The 17658-nt window shown below is 68.7% G+C and carries 18 protein-coding genes; 14 read left to right on the top strand and 4 right to left on the bottom strand.

The features are described 5' to 3' along the window. Positions 1-18 precede the first annotated feature (18 nt). The 7 genes from BJQ94_RS12085 to BJQ94_RS12055 all read left to right on the top strand — a co-directional run bounded on the left by BJQ94_RS12085 (position 19) and on the right by BJQ94_RS12055 (position 6516). Positions 19-1851, top strand: coding sequence for an acetolactate synthase large subunit (locus BJQ94_RS12085; protein ID WP_265400428.1), 1833 nt, complete (start codon positions 19-21; stop codon positions 1849-1851). A gap of 2 nt (positions 1852-1853) precedes the next feature. After that, complete coding sequence (ilvN, locus tag BJQ94_RS12080; protein WP_265400427.1) at positions 1854-2363, top strand: acetolactate synthase small subunit; 510 nt, start codon at positions 1854-1856, stop codon at positions 2361-2363. A gap of 55 nt (positions 2364-2418) precedes the next feature. Further along, positions 2419-3447 (top strand): ketol-acid reductoisomerase, encoded by a 1029-nt coding sequence (ilvC, locus tag BJQ94_RS12075; RefSeq protein WP_265400426.1) that lies wholly within the window; start codon positions 2419-2421, stop codon positions 3445-3447. Positions 3448-3603: 156 nt separating this feature from the next. Beyond that, complete coding sequence (locus BJQ94_RS12070; protein ID WP_265400425.1) at positions 3604-4293, top strand: DUF998 domain-containing protein; 690 nt, start codon at positions 3604-3606, stop codon at positions 4291-4293. Positions 4294-4496: 203 nt separating this feature from the next. Then, positions 4497-5552, top strand: coding sequence for a zinc-dependent alcohol dehydrogenase family protein (locus BJQ94_RS12065; RefSeq protein ID WP_265400424.1), 1056 nt, complete (start codon positions 4497-4499; stop codon positions 5550-5552). A gap of 77 nt (positions 5553-5629) precedes the next feature. Continuing rightward, a complete protein-coding gene (locus BJQ94_RS12060) occupies positions 5630-6136 on the top strand; it encodes a DNA polymerase III subunit gamma/tau (RefSeq protein WP_265400423.1) in 507 nt (168 codons plus the stop codon). Beyond that, positions 6136-6516, top strand: coding sequence for a hypothetical protein (locus BJQ94_RS12055; RefSeq protein WP_265400422.1), 381 nt, complete (start codon positions 6136-6138; stop codon positions 6514-6516). Before BJQ94_RS12060 ends, BJQ94_RS12055 begins: the two co-directional genes overlap by 1 nt. A 35-nt stretch (positions 6517-6551) precedes the next feature. Here the strand turns inward: BJQ94_RS12055 and BJQ94_RS12050 are convergent, their stop codons facing one another. Beyond that, the gene (locus tag BJQ94_RS12050; RefSeq protein ID WP_265400421.1) at positions 6552-6953 is read right to left on the bottom strand and encodes a DoxX family membrane protein; all 402 of its coding nucleotides are present in this window, start codon (positions 6951-6953) and stop codon (positions 6552-6554) included. 97 nt (positions 6954-7050) lie between these two features. On the opposite strand from BJQ94_RS12050, the gene serA reads away from it, so the two are divergent. Further along, positions 7051-8643, top strand: a complete 1593-nt coding sequence (gene serA, locus BJQ94_RS12045) for a phosphoglycerate dehydrogenase (RefSeq protein WP_265400420.1) — start codon at positions 7051-7053, stop codon at positions 8641-8643. An 82-nt stretch (positions 8644-8725) separates the two neighbouring features. On the opposite strand, the gene BJQ94_RS12040 is transcribed toward serA, so the two are convergent. Further along, entirely contained in the window at positions 8726-8977 is a 252-nt protein-coding gene (locus BJQ94_RS12040; protein ID WP_265400419.1) for a DUF6458 family protein, read from the bottom strand. A 171-nt stretch (positions 8978-9148) separates the two neighbouring features. Here BJQ94_RS12040 and BJQ94_RS12035 point away from each other — a divergent pair, with 171 nt between their 5' ends. From BJQ94_RS12035 to BJQ94_RS12025, 3 genes are read left to right on the top strand one after another with little or no spacing between them, the layout of a single operon-like run. Further along, entirely contained in the window at positions 9149-10228 is a 1080-nt protein-coding gene (locus tag BJQ94_RS12035) for a 3-isopropylmalate dehydrogenase (RefSeq protein WP_265400418.1), read from the top strand. A 31-nt stretch (positions 10229-10259) separates the two neighbouring features. Next, positions 10260-11381: a branched-chain amino acid aminotransferase gene (locus tag BJQ94_RS12030; RefSeq protein ID WP_265400417.1), complete on the top strand. Its 1122-nt coding sequence runs from the start codon at positions 10260-10262 to the stop codon at positions 11379-11381. Further along, positions 11378-12160: a fumarylacetoacetate hydrolase family protein gene (locus tag BJQ94_RS12025; protein ID WP_265400416.1), complete on the top strand. Its 783-nt coding sequence runs from the start codon at positions 11378-11380 to the stop codon at positions 12158-12160. The genes BJQ94_RS12030 and BJQ94_RS12025 overlap by 4 nt, the downstream gene beginning before the upstream one ends. Positions 12161-12759: 599 nt before the next feature. On the opposite strand, the gene BJQ94_RS12020 is transcribed toward BJQ94_RS12025, so the two are convergent. Further along, positions 12760-13419, bottom strand: a complete 660-nt coding sequence (locus BJQ94_RS12020) for a helix-turn-helix domain-containing protein (RefSeq protein WP_265400415.1) — start codon at positions 13417-13419, stop codon at positions 12760-12762. 183 nt (positions 13420-13602) lie between these two features. On the opposite strand from BJQ94_RS12020, the gene BJQ94_RS12015 reads away from it, so the two are divergent. Further along, positions 13603-14643, top strand: coding sequence for an NADP-dependent oxidoreductase (locus BJQ94_RS12015; protein ID WP_265400414.1), 1041 nt, complete (start codon positions 13603-13605; stop codon positions 14641-14643). A 49-nt stretch (positions 14644-14692) separates the two neighbouring features. Continuing rightward, on the top strand, positions 14693-15397 hold the full coding sequence (locus BJQ94_RS12010; RefSeq protein WP_265400413.1) for a type 1 glutamine amidotransferase domain-containing protein: 705 nt from the start codon (positions 14693-14695) through the stop codon (positions 15395-15397). Between the two features lie 89 nt (positions 15398-15486). On the opposite strand, the gene BJQ94_RS12005 is transcribed toward BJQ94_RS12010, so the two are convergent. Next, positions 15487-16572, bottom strand: a complete 1086-nt coding sequence (locus BJQ94_RS12005) for an aminotransferase class V-fold PLP-dependent enzyme (RefSeq protein WP_265400412.1) — start codon at positions 16570-16572, stop codon at positions 15487-15489. Between the two features lie 81 nt (positions 16573-16653). Between BJQ94_RS12005 and BJQ94_RS12000 the strand changes: the two genes are divergently transcribed. After that, positions 16654-17655, top strand: coding sequence for a LysR family transcriptional regulator (locus BJQ94_RS12000; RefSeq protein WP_265400411.1), 1002 nt, complete (start codon positions 16654-16656; stop codon positions 17653-17655). Positions 17656-17658 lie beyond the last annotated feature (3 nt).

Below are 17658 nucleotides of genomic sequence, written 5' to 3'. Positions count from 1 at the left end.
ATTAGGGAATTGCCTCTCATGACCACGGAACCCTATCCCGTGCCATCCCCGTCTCTGTCTACGCCGTCGGCTCCCGCTTCCGGCCAGGCCGACACGACGGGCACGCCGCCGGTACTCACCGGCTCCGGCGCGATCCTCGAATCACTCAAACTGCTCGGTGTGACCGACGTGTTCGGCCTGCCCGGCGGCGCCGTTATCCCGCTCTACGACGAGATCATGAGCCAGGACGACATCCGGCACATCCTCGTGCGCCACGAGCAGGGTGCCGGTCACGCCGCCGAGGGCTACGCGTCCTCGAGCAACCGGGTAGGGGTGGCCATCGCCACGTCGGGCCCCGGCGCGACCAACCTGGTCACGGCCATCGCTGACGCCTACATGGACTCGGTACCGCTCCTCGCGATCACCGGCCAGGTCTTCAGCACCCTGATGGGCACGGATGCCTTCCAGGAGGCCGACATCGTCGGCATCACCATGCCGATCACCAAGCACTCCTTCCTGGTGAAGCGGCCGGAAGACATCCCTGCCGCCATCGCGTCGGCGTTCCTGATCTGCAACACCGGTCGCCCCGGCCCGGTGCTGGTGGACATCACCAAGGACGCCCAGCAGATGAGCGCGCCGTTCATCTGGCCGCCCAAGCTCGACCTGCCCGGCTACCGCCCCATCACCAAAGCCCACGGCAAGCAGGTGCAGGCCGCGGCCGCTCTGCTGGCTGGAGCGTCCAAGCCGGTGCTCTACGTCGGCGGCGGTGTCATCCGCGCCCAGGCGTCGAAGGAGCTCCTCGAGTTCGCCGAGCTCACCGGCACGCCCGTCGTCACCACGCTGATGGCCCGAGGAGCGTTCCCCGACTCGCACGAGCAGCAACTAGGCATGCCCGGCATGCACGGCACGGTCTCGGCCGTGCTCGCGCTCCAGGAATCCGACCTCATCATCGCCCTCGGCGCCCGCTTCGACGACAGGGTCACCGGCAAGGCCTCCGAGTTCGCCCCGAACGCGACCATCGTGCACGTGGACGTCGACCCGGCCGAGATCGGCAAGATCCGCGCCGCCGACGTGCCCATCGTGGGCGACGCCAAAGACGTGATCGCCGACCTCACGGTGGCCTACCGTGAGGCGATCACCACGACCACGCCGGACATCGCCGAGTGGTGGACCTACCTCAACGGCCTGCGCGAGAAGTTCCCGCTGGGCTACTCCGAGCCGGCCGACGGCCTGCTCGCCCCGCAGTACGTGATCAAGCGCATCGGCGAACTGACCGGCCCCGAAGGCGTCTACGCCGCCGGCGTCGGCCAGCACCAGATGTGGGCCGCCCAGTTCATCAAGTACGAGCGACCCAACTCCTGGCTCAACTCCGGCGGTGCCGGCACCATGGGGTACTCGGTTCCCGCCGCCATGGGTGCCAAGGTCGCCGAGCCCGACCGCGTGGTCTGGGCCATCGACGGCGACGGCTGCTTCCAGATGACCAACCAGGAGCTCGCCACCTGCACGATCAACAACATCCCGATCAAGGTGGCGATCATCAACAACTCGTCGCTCGGCATGGTGCGGCAGTGGCAGTCACTGTTCTACGACGGCCGGCACTCCTTCACCGACCTCAACACTGGCCACGGCACCGCGATGGTGCCCGACTTCGTGAAGATGGCCGACGCCTACGGTGCCCTGGGCATCCGGGTCACCAGCGCCGACCAGGTCGACGACGCCATCAAGCTCGCGCTGGCCACCAACGACCGGCCCGTGGTGATCGACTTCATCGTGAGCCGTGACGCTATGGTGTGGCCGATGGTGCCGCAGGGTGTCAGCAACAGCTTCGTGCAGTACGCCAAGGATCACGCCCCCACCTGGGAAGAGGAGTAACCATGAGCACCCACGTTCTCAGCCTCCTCGTCGAGGACAAGCCCGGCCTGCTGACTCGCGTCGCGGGCCTGTTCGCCCGGCGCGGCTTCAACATCGAGAGCCTCGCCGTCGGCCACAGCGAGATCCCCGGTCTGTCGCGCATCACGATCCTCGTCGACGTCGAGGATGCCCCGCTCGAGCAGGTGACGAAGCAGCTCAACAAGCTGATCAACGTCATCAAGATCGTCGAGCTCGACCCGAGCCAGTCGGTCCAGCGCGAGCACCTGCTCGTCAAGGTGCGGGCAGACAACAGCACCCGCTCCCAGGTGCTCGAAGCGGTCACGCTGTTCCGTGCCCGCGTCGTCGACGTGGCGGTGGATGCCGTCGTCATCGAGGTCACGGGCGACTCCGGCAAGGTGCAGGCCTTCCTGCGCGTGCTCGAGCCCTACGGCATCAAGGAAATCGCCCAGTCGGGCCTTCTCGCCATCGGTCGGGGATCCAAGTCGATCACCGAACGCGTCTTCAAGAACTAAGGACCCTTCGGGTCACACCAGCTCGACCAATTTCACAAACAAGGAGAACACCACATTGTCTGAAATCTTCTACGACAAAGACGCCGACCTGTCCATCATCCAGGGCAAGAAGGTCGCCGTCATCGGCTACGGCTCGCAGGGCCACGCCCACGCGCAGAACCTCCGCGACTCCGGCGTCGAGGTCGTCATCGGACTCAAGGAGGGCTCGAAGTCTCGCGCCAAGGCCGAAGAGGTCGGCTTCACCGTGAAGACCGCCGCCGAGGCATCCGCCTGGGCCGACGTCATCGTGGTGCTCGCTCCCGACCAGGTGCAGCGTCACCTGTACAAGGACGACATCCTCCCCAACCTCGCCGACGGCAAGGCCCTCGTCTTCGGACACGGCTTCAACATCCGCTTCGGCTACATCGAGGCGCCCGCGGGCGTCGACGTGGTCATGGTCGCCCCCAAGGGCCCGGGCCACACCGTGCGCCGCGAATTCGAGGCTGGCCGTGGCGTTCCCGTCATCGTCGCCGTCGAGAAGGACGCCTCGGGCAACGCCTGGCCGCTCACCCTCAGCTACGCCAAGGCGATCGGTGGCCTGCGCGCCGCCGGCATCAAGACCACCTTCACCGAAGAGACCGAGACCGACCTGTTCGGCGAGCAGGCCGTGCTTTGCGGTGGCGCGTCGCAGCTGATCCAGTACGGCTTCGAGGTTCTCACCGAGGCCGGCTACCAGCCGCAGGTCGCCTACTTCGAGGTGCTGCACGAGCTCAAGCTCATCGTCGACCTGATGTGGGAGGGTGGCATCGCCAAGCAGCGTTGGAGCGTCTCCGACACCGCTGAGTACGGCGACTACGTCTCCGGCCCGCGCGTCATCGACCCGAGCGTCAAGGAGAACATGAAGGCCGTTCTCGCCGACATCCAGAACGGCGCATTCGCTGAGCGCTTCATCAACGACCAGGACGCCGGAGCACCCGAGTTCCTGGCCCTGCGCAAGAAGGGCGAAGAGCACCCGATCGAGGCCACCGGCCGCGAGCTGCGCAAGCTCTTCGCGTGGAACGCCTCGAACGACGACGACTACGTCGACGGCGAAGCCGCCCGCTAGCTCGGAGCTTTCGTTTTCCCGAAGGGGCCAGTCATCCGACTGGCCCCTTCGGCATGCCCGCCCCCTCACCGACTTGCCGCAAATCGCCCCTTCAGCGCTGCCGAAGGGGGAGTTTGCGGCAACTCGGCGAGCCTGGTTCGCCGGTAGGCTTCCCGCGTGAGTACGCAACGTCCCCCGGTCCAGCAGATGCGCGGCGCACCCTCCGCGAGTGACGCGCGTGCCTCCCGGTCCACCCGGGTTCTGGCCACCGTTGCGCTGGCCGGCGCGGTGCTCTATGTGCTGGTCGATGTCGTCCTGCAGCTCCTGCCGCCGCACTACAGCGTGGTCTCCGAGGCCGAGAGCAACCTCGCCGTCGGCCCGTACGGCTGGATCATGAACCTGAACTTCCTGGCCAGGGGAGTCGTCACGGTCTGCGTCGTCGCCGCTCTGGCCAGATTCGGCCCGCGCACCCGGCTGCAGCGCACCGGTCTGGCGCTCACGCTGCTGGCCGGAGCCTGCTCGGCCGCTCTGGCCTTCTTGCCCACCGACATCCCGAGCATCGATGCGCCCGGGCTCGCACCGACCACCGCGCTCGGCGCCGGGCATCTCGCCGTGGCCGTCGTGGGTTTCGTCACGGCACTGATCGGCTTCGCCCTTCTCACCGTCTGGCTGCGGGGGAGTGACCGGCTGCGGGCGGCCTACCCGCCCGCCGCGGTGCTCACCGGAGTCGCCCTCGTCGGGCTCGTCTGGCTGGGCGTGGCGGCCACGCTCGCGCCCGGGCTGATCGGCCTCGCCGAGCGGCTGTGCCTGGCCGGCGTGCTCGGCTGGGTCATCGCGGTCGCCGCGGTCCTCCGCCGCCGCAGCTGACCTGCTCCCAGACTCGCCCGAATTCGCTAGTGCGGACGCCCTCCCAACGAGCAAAACCGGGCCACCCAGAACGGGTGGAGTCGAGGCTGGCCCGAATTCGCTAGTGCGAGGGTGGTTCCGACTAGCAAAACCGGGCCAGTCAAGACGCCCGGGCGAGCGTACTATCGCCTGCACGTGGCAGCTGCGACGATAGGAGCGTCCTCATGAAAGCACTCGTCTACGGCGGCCCGGGCGTGAAGACCTGGACCGACGTGCCGGATCCGCGGATCATCAGATCCACCGACGCGATCGTGCGGGTGGACACCACGACGATCTGCGGAACCGACCTGCACATCCTCAAAGGGGACGTTCCCGCGGTGGAGCCCGGGCGCATCCTTGGTCACGAGGGCGTCGGCACCGTCGTGGCGGTGGGGGAGTCCGTGGAGTCCATCGCCGTGGGTCAGCGGGTGCTCATCTCCTGCATCAAGTCCTGCGGGCACTGCGCCAACTGCAAGAACGGCCTCTATTCGCACTGCCTGGGCGACGAGGGCCGGTCAGGCATCGGTTGGGTGTTCGGTCACCTCATCGACGGCACCCAGGCCGAGTTCGTGCGTGTTCCGTACGCGGACAACTCGCTCTACCCGCTGCCGGATGCCGTCACCGACGCCGAGGCCGTGATGCTCTCCGACATCCTGCCCACCGGCTTCGAGATCGGGGTGCAGTACGGCCAGGTCGCTCCCGGCGATGTTGTGGCCGTGATCGGGGCGGGCCCGGTGGGACTGGCCTGCATCGCCACGGCCGGCCTCTACGGTGCCGGCACCATCGTGGCCGTCGACATCGACGACAACCGGCTCGAGCAGGCGAAAACGTTCGGGGCCAGCCATACCGTGCACTCCGGCCGGCCGGAGTGGCGGGACGAGGTGCTCGCCGTCACCGATGGCGCGGGCGTGGATGTCGCGATCGAAGCGGTGGGCATCCCGGAGACCTTCACCATGGCGACGGAGATCGTGCGCCCGGGTGGGCACCTGGCCAATGTGGGAGTGCACGGCAAGCCGGTGCCGCTGCACGTGGAGAACCTCTGGATCCAGAACATCAGCATCAGCATGGGCCTGGTGAACACCAACACCACCCCGATGCTGCTCAAACTGGTGGCCCAGCACAAGATCCCGGCCGAGAGACTGGCCACCCACCGGTTCGATTTCGACCACGTCGAGGACGCTTACGACACCTTCTCCCGGGCCGCGGAGACCCACGCCCTCAAGGTGCTGATCAGCCACTGACGAGGCGAAGTTGTTACGGGGCGAGGACGGAGCCGTTTCGTCCACGGCGCGGCCGACCGGCTCTATAGGCTGGACACATGACTTCTTCTCGGGACGACGATGCACTCGGCTGGGCCGGCGACGACGACCCCACGCTCGTGTCCGGCAGCACCACAACGCCCCAGGCGAAGGATGCGCCGTCCACCGGCACGATCGTGAACCCCGCGGCGGCCACGACCGACGCCGACCTGCCGGAGGGCTGGGCCGTCACCGGGGCGCCCGGCGGCTATGTCGACGCCCCGGCCGCACCCGCGCCGATGTCGTCCCCGGCCCTCGTGGGCCTCGGCATCCTCGGCGGCGTCTACCTGCTCTACACGATCGGCTGGTTCATCGGCGTCGGGCGCCTGGACAACCCGTTCACCGACCCGCTGGCCCAGTTCATGTTCTCCCTGGGCACCTGGCTGGCCATCGCGGCTCCCGCAGTGTGGTTCGCCTCCTCGTTCTGGCTCACCCGCGGCAAGCCGCGCTCACGCTGGACCTGGCTCATCCTGGGCGTCGTTCTGCTGGCCCCACTGCCCTTCATCGCCGGAACCGGGGGACTCTGATGAGCACCGACAAGAACGCCACCACCGACAGCACGGCCACGACGGCTGCGACTCGCATCCGCCGCACGCCGGCGTGGCTGTCGGCGACCATCGCCATCCTGTTCGGGCTGTTCTACGCCTACAGCGCCTGGTCGGGCCTCGGCAACCTGATCGGCCTCAACTCCGCGGCGCAGGCTCTCGACACCACCCTGAGCGGTTTCGGCTGGGGCCTCTTGCTCGCCGGGGTGCTCGCTCCGGTGCTGGTCTTCGGAATCGCGTTCTGGCTCGGCCGCCGTCGTGAAGCCGGACCGCAGGCGCTGCTGCTCCTGGCCGGGCTGTGCCTGGTCTCGGCGCTCTCCCTCGACATCTTCGTGTTCGGCCTGGGCAGCCTGATCGTCTAGCCCACAGGGTCAACCGACAGGGTCAACCGAACGGGTCAGCCGACCAGGCTCACCGCCAGCACCAGGCCGATCAGCACCAGCTGCCCGAGCAGCCGCGGAACGAACGGAATGGCCACCGCGCCGAACCGCTCCTTGTGCCGGGCCGCGTAGGCGTTGGCCGGGAACACCGCGACCAGGAACACGGCCAGAGCGACACCGGACGTAACACGGGTGGCTTCGACGAGCAGGCCGACACCGCCGGCGATCTCGCAGAGACCGGTGAAGATCACCAGGTTCTTCGGGGACAGCCAGCCGTGCGATCGCAGTCGTGGCGGGATCATCGCGGCCATCGTGCGCTGCACACCCGGGGCGAAATGGCTGATCCCGGCGCCGACGAACACGACCGCCAGAACGATCCGAAGCACGGTTAGGACGTTGGTCATGGACTCGGGGCTCATCGCTCCATTCTGGTGCCAGTAAAGTGTTGTGGTATCTGGCGCCCCATGATCGAGGCGCGAGCTTCCCTCGCCTGACGCTTTCTAAGGATCTGTTTTCGTGTCGAAGCCCGTTGTACTAATCGCCGAAGAACTCTCGCCCGCCACCGTCGATGCCCTCGGGCCCGACTTCGACGTTGTCAACGTCGACGGCACCGACCGTGCCGCACTGCTCTCCGCGCTGGCCTCTGCCAACGCCATCCTGGTCCGTTCCGCCACCAAGGTCGACGCCGAGGCACTCGCCGCCGCCCCGAACCTGCAGGTCATCGCCCGTGCCGGCGTCGGACTCGACAATGTGGACATCAAGGCCGCCACCGCGGCCGGTGTCATGGTGGTCAACGCCCCCACCTCCAACATCATCTCCGCCGCCGAACTCACCGTCGGCCACATCCTCAGCCTCGCCCGCCACATCCCGCCGGCCCACGGCGCCCTGGCGCAGGGTCAGTGGAAGCGGTCCAAGTACACCGGCATCGAGCTCTACGAGAAGACCGTCGGCATCATCGGCCTCGGCCGCATCGGCGCCCTGGTGGCCGCCCGCCTGCAGGCCTTCGGCGTGAACATCATCGCGTTCGACCCGTACATCACCTCGGCTCGCGCGCAGCAGCTGGGCGTGCACCCGGTGAGCCTGGACGAACTGCTCGCGCAGTCCGACTTCGTCACCATCCACATGCCGAAGACGCCAGAGACCACCGGCATGATCAGCGCACCGCAGCTGAAGCTGATGAAGCCCACCGCCTACGTCGTCAACGTCGCCCGCGGTGGCCTCATCGACGAAGCCGACCTGTACACCGCGCTCGTGGACGGCACCATCGCCGGCGCCGGCCTCGACGTCTTCGTCAACGAGCCGCCGACCGGGTCGCCGCTGCTCGGCCTCGACAACCTGATCACCACCCCGCACCTGGGCGCGTCCACCGACGAAGCCCAGGAGAAGGCCGGCGTGTCCGTGGCCAAGTCGGTGCGCCTCGCGCTCTCCGGCGAGCTGGTGCCGGATGCGGTCAACGTCGCCGGTGGCGTCATCGACCCGACCGTGCGCCCGGGCATCCCGCTCGTGGAGAAGCTCGGCCAGGTCTTCTCCGGCCTCGCCGCCCACAGCCCGCTCACCAGCGTGGACATCGAGGTGCGCGGCGAGATCGTGCAGTTCGACGTCTCGGTGCTCAAGCTCGCTGCGCTCAAGGGCATTTTCACCAACGTGGTCAGCGAAACCGTCTCCTACGTCAACGCGCCGCTGCTCGCCGAACAGCGTGGTGTGGCCGTGCGCCTCATCACCGAGGCCGAGTCGCCCGAATACCGCAACCTGATCACGCTGCGCGGCGCCCTCGCCGACGGCTCGCAGGTCTCGGTCTCCGGCACCCTGGTGGGCACCAAGCAGATCGAAAAGATCGTCGAGGTCAACGGCTACGACGTGGAGGTGCCGTTCGCCGAGCACCTCATCGTCATGCTCTACACCGACCGCCCCGGAATCGTCGCCGTCTACGGCCGCGAATTCGGCGAGGCGTCCATCAACATCGCCGGTATGCAGATCGCCCGGCACGAGGCCGGCGGCAAGGCACTGAGCGTGCTCACCGTCGACTCGCCCGTTCCCGCTGAGCTGCTCGCCTCGCTCCGCGACGCGATCACGGCCGACGTGATGGTCGCGATCGACATCACCGAGTAACCAGCGCGACGCGGCCACACGCGCACCGCACGAAAAAAGCCCCGGATGCGAATCCGGGGCTTTTTCGTTGTCTGCGGCGAGATCACACGTCGTCGATCGACCGTTCCTGCTGCACAACGCGCTCTCCGCTGACCGGGTCGACGGCGCTGCGGGTGGTGCTGATGCTGCTGCGGCGGCGGGTGAGCAACACCAGGCCGAGCACGAAGATGAGCGCGCCCGCACCCATCAGGATGTAGCCGACAAGGTCGAGGTCAACCCAGTCGACCTGGATGTTCAGGGCCCACACCAGGATGGCGCCGACGACGAACAGGAAGATTCCCAATCCGATACTCATGGTGAACTGCTTTCTTCGATGTGGCACATGCGCATCGGCGACGCGCACGGTCAGGGTCCTCCAGCATAGACAGCGGAACGCGCACAGTAGGGTTGATTTGCAGGGTATCTCCACACCAATAACACGCCACTTTCGCCAGCCCACCGGCTGCCTCACCGTAATCGGAGCCGCATGTCCCGCTCAGTCAAGCTCGCAGTCATCGCCGGAGACGGCATCGGCCCCGAGGTCGTCGCGGAAGCGCTCAAGGTGCTCGACGCCGTGACCCAGGCCGAGCCCGTCGACTTCGAGCTCACCCACTTCTCGCTCGGTGCCACCCGCTTCCTCGAGACCGGTGACGTGCTCACCGACGAGGACCTGGCCGCCATCAGCGCGCACGACGCCATCCTGCTCGGCGCCGTCGGCGGGGTGCCCGGAGACCCGCGCCTGAAGAACGCGAACATCGAACGCGGACTGCTGCTCAAACTGCGCTTCTCCCTCGACCACTACGTGAACCTGCGCCCGAGCGTGCTGTTCCCCGGCGTGCCCAGCCCGCTCGGCGAGCCCGGCGAGGTCGACTTCGTCGTCGTACGCGAGGGCACAGAGGGCCCGTACGTCGGCAACGGCGGCGCCATCCGCCAGGGCACCCCGCACGAGGTGGCTAACGAGGTCTCGGTCAACACGGCTTACGGTGTGGAGCGGGTCGTGCGCTACGCGTTCGAGGTGGCCCAGAACCGCCCGCGCAAGCGTCTCACCCTCGTGCACAAGACCAACGTCCTCGTCTTCTCCGGCAGCCTGTGGCAGCGCATCGTCACCGAGGTGGCCGCCGAATACCCCGACGTGGCCGTCGATTACCTGCATGTCGACGCGGCGACGATTTTTCTCGTCACAAATCCGAGTAGATTTGACGTCATCGTCACGGATAACCTCTTCGGCGACATTCTCACTGACCTGGCAGCGGCAATCAGCGGCGGCATCGGCCTTGCGGCATCCGGAAATATCAATCCGGACGCTCGCTTCCCCAGCATGTTCGAACCGGTACACGGTTCGGCACCAGACATCGCGGGCCGGCAATTGGCCGATCCGACGGCGGCGATCCTCTCCGTCGCGCTCCTGCTCGACCACCTCGGGCTCACGGATGCGGCGGCCAGGGTGAGCGCGGCCGTCACGGCCGACATCGCGGCCCGCAGCACCGGCAGCGCCGCCTCGGGTTCACGATCCACCAGCGCCGTCGGCGATGCCATCGTGGCCCGCCTCACCGGCACTTCCGCTTAACCGCACTCCCGTCTAACCACAAGGGACTCCCATGAGCCAGCAGACCACCACCTTCCCGCTCGAATTCGAGCTCACGCCGTCCGAGACGGCCCGCAGCCTCGCCGAGCGGGAGAGCATCCTCGCCGACCCCGGCTTCGGCAAGCACTTCACCGACCACATGGTCACGATCGACTGGACCGTCGAGGAGGGCTGGCACGACGCCAGGGTCACCCCGTACGGGCCGCTGCTGCTCGACCCGGCGTCCTCGGTGCTGCACTACGGCCAGGAGATCTTCGAGGGCATGAAGGCGTACCGGCACGCCGACGGCTCCATCTGGACCTTCCGCCCGGAGAAGAACGCCGAACGTCTGCAGAGCTCGGCCCGCCGTCTGGCGCTGCCCGAACTGCCCGTTACCGACTTCATCGAGTCGGTCAAGCAGATGATCGCGATCGACGGCGCCTGGGTGCCGGATGCCCCGGAGACCAGCCTCTACCTCCGCCCGTTCATGATCGCCAACGAGAGCTTCCTCGGCGTGCGCGCCGCGCACAAGGTGGGCTACTACGTGATCGCCAGCCCCGCCGGCGCCTACTTCACCGACGGCGTCGCCCCGGTGAGCATCTGGCTGTCCACCGAGTACTCCCGCGCCGGGCGCGGCGGCACCGGAGCCGCCAAGTGCGGCGGCAACTACGCCGCCTCGCTGCTGCCCCAGCGTGAGGCCTACGAGAACGGCTGCGCGCAGGTGCTCTTCCTCGACGGCGAGACCGGCACGCACATCGACGAACTCGGCGGCATGAACGTGTTCTTCGTGCACGGCACCGACACCCTCGTCACGCCGCGCCTCACCGGCACCATCCTCGAGGGCGTCACCCGGGACAGCATCATGCAGCTCGCCCGCGACCGCGGCATGACCGTGGTGGAGCGCGACGTGACCGTGGACGAGTGGCGCGACGGTGTCGCCTCCGGCGAGATCACCGAGGTGTTCGCCTGCGGCACCGCCGCCGTGGTCACCCCGATCGCCCAGCTCAAGGGCGTCGGCTTCGAGATCGGTTCCGCCGACGCTCCCGCCGGCGAGATCACCATGGCGCTGCGCCAGGAACTCACCGACATCCAGTACGGCCGCCTGCCCGACCGGCACAACTGGTTGCTGCGCCTGGACGCCGAGGCGACAGCGTGAAGATCGCCAGGTTCAGCCACGCCGGCACCATAGCGTTCGGCATCATCGATGACGACGAACTCGTCGTGCTCACCGGTGACCCCATGTTCGCTGGCTACAACCCCACCGGTGCGCGCCTGCCGCTGGTCGACGTGGCGCTGCTCGCGCCGGTCATTCCCCGCTCCAAGGTGATCGGCCTGGCCGGCGCCTACTTCGCGGATGCCGCGGAGCAGGCGGCAGCGCAGGCCGCGCCGGGTGAGAAGGCCGAGCCGCGTTTCTTCCTCAAGCCCAACACCACCGTCGTGGGACCCAACGATCCCATCGTGCTGCCCGCGGCATCCGACGACGTGCGCGTGGAAGGCGAGCTTGCCATCGTGATCGGCCGGGTCGCCAAGAACCTCAGCGTCGCCGACGCCCCCGGGGCGATCTTCGGTTACACGATTGCCAACGACGTCACCGCCGTGGACCTGGCCGAAGCCAGCGGTCACGGCGCCAGGGCCAAGGGCTTCGATTCCTTCTGCCCGCTCGGCCCCGTCATCGACACCGAGTTCGACCCCACGGATGGCCGCGTTCTCGGCCGGGTCAACGACACCGAGTTCCAGAACGGCGAGGTGTCCCTGCTGGCCTTCTCGATGGCGGAGATCGTCTCGTTCCTCTCGCACTCCTTCACCCTGCTGCCCGGCGACGTGATCCTCACCGGCTCATCGAGCGCCGCCAAGCGGGTCTCCGACGGCGACACCGCGAGCGTCGAGATTCCCGGCCTGGGCGTGCTCACCAACCCGGTCCGCCGGGCCGCCTAGCTCGGCGTTCGACCCGCGCGACGGCGCGCGACGAGCTGCGCGGGGGTGCCCAGGCTCGTTGCGCGGGTTAGGCGCCGCTTCGCGGGTGGCACGCCACACGCGTAACGGCGTTCGACCCGCGCATCTTCGGCGCAACGATTTGCGCAAGTCCAGCGCCGCTGCGCGTGCACGGCGCCAAGACGGCGTGCGACGCGCGCAATGGCGTGTGACGCGCGTAACGGCGCGGCACCCGCGGAAGGGCGCGTGACTCGCGCATCTGCCGAACGACGAGGTGCGCGGGGCGCCCCCGCGCGTTGCGCGGGTTAGGCGCCGCTTCGCGGGTGGCGTGCCACCCGCGCAACGGCGTGTGACCCGCGCATCTGCCGCGCATCGAGCTGCGCGGGACCCGCATAACGGCGTGTGACCCGCGTAACGGCGCGGGACCCGCGTAACGGCGCGGGACCCGCATAACGGCGTGTGACCCGCGTAACGGCGTGTGACCCGCGCATTTGCCGGACGACGAGGTGCGCGCGGGCGCCCCGCACGTGGCCCACCCAAGTGTTGCCACAGCGGACAAGTGCGCCCGGCACGCCGGCCGCGCTTGTCCGGACGGGGAACAGTTACTCGGCTGCGAGCGGGAACCAGCTGCGAATCTGGGCGGCGGCGGTCGCGAGCAGCGCGGATGACTCGGCGGCGTTGACCCGGGCGAGCAACATCGCGCTCATCGAGAGCGACCCGAGAGTGCGCACTCGTTCGGCAGTGAGATCGGTGGCGGCGCCGTCGGCGGTTCTGTCGGCGGTGCTGTTCACGGTGCTGGGATCGTCAAAATCGCCGGCGCCGGCGCCGGCTCCGGCGAGGGCATGGCCGAGGGCCGCCGCGAGCTCGGTGCGGTAGTCCTCGACCACCTCGCGGGCGGGCTCGTCATGCGTGGCGAGGCCCGTGGCGCAGTTCACCAGCAGGCAGCCGCGCCGGGGGGAGTCCAACGGGAGCTTGGCCACGGCTTCGCGGAGTTCGTCGAAGTAGGCCAGCAGTTCGCGCCGGCCCGCGCCATCCGCCTGCAGGCCGCGCAAGCGGGGCCGGATGACGGTGTCGCGGTAGTCGACGACGGCCGCGTCGAAGAGCCCGCGCTTGCTGCCGTAGGCGTGGTAGAGGCTGGACCGGTTGATGCCCGTGGCCGTCTCGAGGTCGGCCAGGGAGGCGCCGTCGTAGCCGAGGTCCCAGAAGACGTCGCGGGCGGACTGCACGACCGTGGTGCTGTCGAACGTCTGGAGCCGTCCCATGAGCTGTCTGCCTTCCGTCCGCGCACGTCTGAACCGGGGTGATCCGAGCGGTGTACCTGTGAATGTTCTGTACTGCTCGTTTCACTATAACCGATAGCCCGGCTATAGTAAAACGATCGGTTCAGAAAACGAGGGCTGCCGCAAGCAGCCCGGCGCCGACCACGAACAGTAAGGATTCTCCCCATGACGACAGCCACCAGTACCCAGATCCAGCTCGCGGCCCGGCCCGACGGCTGGCCCACCGCGGCCGACTTCAGCACCGCCGTGATCGACCTGCCCGAGTTGGCGGCCGGCCAGGTGCGGGTCGTCAACGACTTCATCTCCGTTGACCCCTACATGCGCGGCCGCATGAACGACGTCAAGTCCTACATCCCGCCGTTCGTGCTCGGCCAGACCATGGGCGGCGGCGCCGTGGGCCATGTCGTTGCGTCGACTGTGGAGTCCGTTCCCGTTGGCAGCCTCGTCGTGCACCAGTACGGCTGGCGCGATGTGGTGCAGGAGGATGCAGCCGGCTTCCGGGTCGTTCCTGAGATCCCGAACGTTTCCGCATCCGCGTATCTCGGCGTGCTCGGCATGACCGCCCTCACCGCCTACATCGGCCTGCTTGAGATCGCCAAGTTCAAGGAGGGCGACACCGTCTTCGTCTCCGGCGCCGCCGGTGCCGTGGGCAGCATGGTGGGTCAGATCGCCCGTCTCAAGGGCGCCGCCCGCGTGATTGGCTCCGCCGGCACTGACGAGAAGGTGGCCCTGCTCACGTCGAAGTACGGCTTCGACGCCGCGTTCAACTACAAGACCGGCGACATTGCCGCCCAGCTCACCGAAGCCGCACCCGAGGGTATCGACGTGTACTTCGACAACGTCGGTGGCGACCACCTCAGCGCTGCCCTCGGCGCCTTCAAGGACGGCGGGCGCGCCGCACTCTGTGGGGCGATCTCACAGATGAACCGCACGGATGGCCCCACCGGCGTGCAGAACATGGTCAACATCGTCACCCGCGGCCTCACCCTCACGGGCTTCACCATCGGCAACCACCTGCAGCACTTCCCGGCCTTCACCGAGCAGATGGGTGCCTGGTTCGCCGCCGGCGACATCGTCTTCGACGAGACCGTCGTAGACGGCATCGAGAACTCGGTCGACGCGTTCCTGGGCATGCTCCGCGGAGAGAACACCGGCAAGATGGTCGTCAAGACCAGCGTCGCCGACTCCGCCCTGGCCGCGAACTAGCCGTCAATCACGGCCCGCACGATTCATCGAATTCGATCTAGGAGAACCCATGACTTCCGTACTTTTTGTCGTCAGCGCCGCTGACCAGTGGACCCTCAACGACGGTTCACTGCACCCCACCGGCTACTGGGCCGAGGAGCTCGCCGAGCCGCACCGCCTCTTCACCGAGGCCGGCTGGTCGATCACCATCGCCACCCCGAAGGGTGCCGCTCCCACCGTCGACCTGGGCAGCCTGGCCGCCGGGGCCACCGGTAGCGAGGAGCGCTCCGCCGAGCTGCGCAGCTACCTCGAATCCCTGCCGGCACTGCAGAGCCCGAACTCGCTCGATGACGTCGCCGCCAGCGACTACGACGTGGTCTTCTACCCGGGCGGACACGGCCCGATGGAGGACCTCGCGGTCGACGCGACCAGCGGTCAGATCATGACGGATGCCATCGGCTCCGGCAAGATCCTCGGCGTGCTGTGCCACGCCCCGGCCGCGCTGCTCGCCGCCGTGGCCGAGGACGGCACCTGGCCGTTCCTGGCCTACCGCATGACCGGTTTCACCGACGCCGAAGAGGCCCTGGGAGGACTCGCCCCGAAGGCCAAGTGGCTCGTGCAGGCTCGCCTGGTTGAGCTCGGCGCCGACTTCGTCGAGGGTGCCTCCTTCGCCGAGCACATCGAGATCGACCGCAACCTCTACACCGGCCAGAACCCGGCCTCCTCGGTGGCCCTCGCCACCGCGATCATCGATGCGGTAGCCGCCCAGAAGTAGCCCGCCCCGCCCCGTCCCCTCCCGCGGGCCGTGAGTTGGGCCCCAAAAAACGCGAGTTTTCGGGGCTTAGCTCACGGCTCGCGGGCTTGTCAGTTCCCGAGGGCGGTCAGGACGGCGTCGACGTCCGATTGGGTGTTCCAGAGGTGGAAGGCCACGCGGGCGCGGCCGGCGCGGCCGGAGGCCGTGATGCCGGCGGCGGTGAGGCGGGCGAGGTCGGCGCCGGCAGGGTCGGCCCAGGTGACGATCGCTTGATTGTTCTCGGGCAGGTCGAGCCCGGCGCAGAGGCCGTTGCCCAGGGCGGTGTCGTGAGCGAAAACCGCGGCCGGGTCCAGCCGGGTGAAGAACTCCAGCGCCACCCGGGTGCCCACCCAGGCCGGCCATGCCGGCGACACGTCGAAGCGGCGGGCATCCGTGGCCAGGGTCATGGTGGGGCCGTAGCAGGAGGCCCACGGGTCGACGCCCGCGAACCAGCCGGCCTGCACCGGGCGCAGCAGCTCGGCCAGCCCGGGCGTCACCGTGAGGAACGCGGCCCCCCGCGGAGCACCCAACCACTTGTAGGCGTGGCAGATGGTGGCATCGAAATCGCCGGCGTTCACCGGCAGCCAGCCGGTGGCCTGCGTCGTGTCGCAGAGCGTGAACGCGCCCACCGCGGCGGCGGCCGCCCGGATGGCCGGCGCATCCGCGACCTCACCGGTGGCGGACTGCACGAGGGAGAAGGCCACGAGCCAGGTGCGCTCGGTGAGCGAGGCCGCCAGCTGGGCGACCGGAACGTGACGCACGGTGATTCCGCGGTGCTCCTGCTGCAGGAACGGGAACACCATCGAGGTGAAGTCGCCGTCGACGCAGACGACCTCGCGGCCGGCGGGCACGGATGCGGCCAGCACGGCGGCCATCACCGACGCCTGCGACCCGATTGCCACCCGGTCGGCACCGACCCCGACCAGCCCGGCGTACAGCGCCCGCGCCCGGTCGATCTCCACCTGGTAGTGACCGGGGGAGGCGTCGCCACGCGCCCAGGTTTCAGCGTCCGCGTGCAGCGCCTGCACGGTCTCCAGCGTCGGGCGTCCCGAGGTGCACGCGGCCAGGTAGCGCGTGCTGCTGGGGGAGTAGGCGACCTGGGCCTGCGCGAGCGTCAGAGTGGCGGTCGTGGTGGAGGACGGAGCTGTGGAACGCATGCTTCCAGCGTCGCGCCGCGGCACCCATTCGACAATGCCCAGCCCCCGATCATTTAGATAACCCCAGGTTATGCTTCGAGCATGCCCGAAAATATCCACCGTGCACTCGACGTAGATTCCCACGCGTTGCGGATCGTGCACCGCATCAACGAGCTCGGTTCGATCACCGCGGCGGCCCGGTCGCTCGGCTACAGCCAGCCGGCCGTGAGCCAGCACCTCAAACGCCTCGAGGCCCGCCTGGGCCTGCCGTTGGTGGCCAAGGCCGGCCGGGGCGTGCGCCTCACCGAGGCCGGCCGCATCCTGGCCAGGCACGCCGCCACCGTGACGCAGGCGCTGGATGCCGCGGCGGGCGAACTCAGCGATCTGGCGGGACTCCGCAGCGGCCGGGTCACCCTCGCGGCCTTCCCGTCCGCCTCGGCCACGGTCATCCCCACCCTGCTGCGCGGCCTCTCCCAGCGGCACCCCGGCGTGCAGTTGAGCTACCTCGAAGCGGAACCGCCCGAGGCCGTGCGCGCGGTGCGCGACCAGGCCGCCGACCTCGCCATCACGTTCAGCTACACCGGCGACCAGGCCGACCCACATCGCCAGAGCGCCCACGGTCTCACGGTCGTGCCACTCTGGCGAGACGAGATGCTCGTGGTGGTGCCCCGTGAGCACCCGCTGGCCGGCCGCGACCGCATCGACCTGGCCCTGCTGGCCGCAGACCAGTGGATCGGCGGCTGCCCGCGCTGCCGGGCGCACCTGCTCGACCTCGCCGCCCGCAGCGGCTTCAGTCCGAGCATCTCCTACGAGACCGATAACGTCGTGGCCGTCTTCGGTATGGTCGCGGCCGGCCTGGGCGTGGCGCTCGTGCCCGCCCTGGCCATCGCCGCCGCCCCGCTGCCGGCCGGGATCGTGGCCCGGCCCACCACGGGCGGCGACTTCCGCACGATTCACCTCGTGGGAACAGAGGGCGCCGAGACGGTGCCGGCGGTGGCCGCCACCATCCGCGCCATCGGCGAGATCGACGCGGCACCCTGGACGTTGTTGGCGGCCCGGCCGGCCCCGAACACCGCACACCCGGTTGCGGCGCGCCCTCGGTAGAAT

Source organism: Cryobacterium sp. SO2, assembly GCF_026151165.2.
Lineage (GTDB): Bacteria > Actinomycetota > Actinomycetes > Actinomycetales > Microbacteriaceae > Cryobacterium.
Note: the sequence above shows the minus strand (reverse complement) of the source record. Positions and strands in the feature narration are given on the sequence as shown.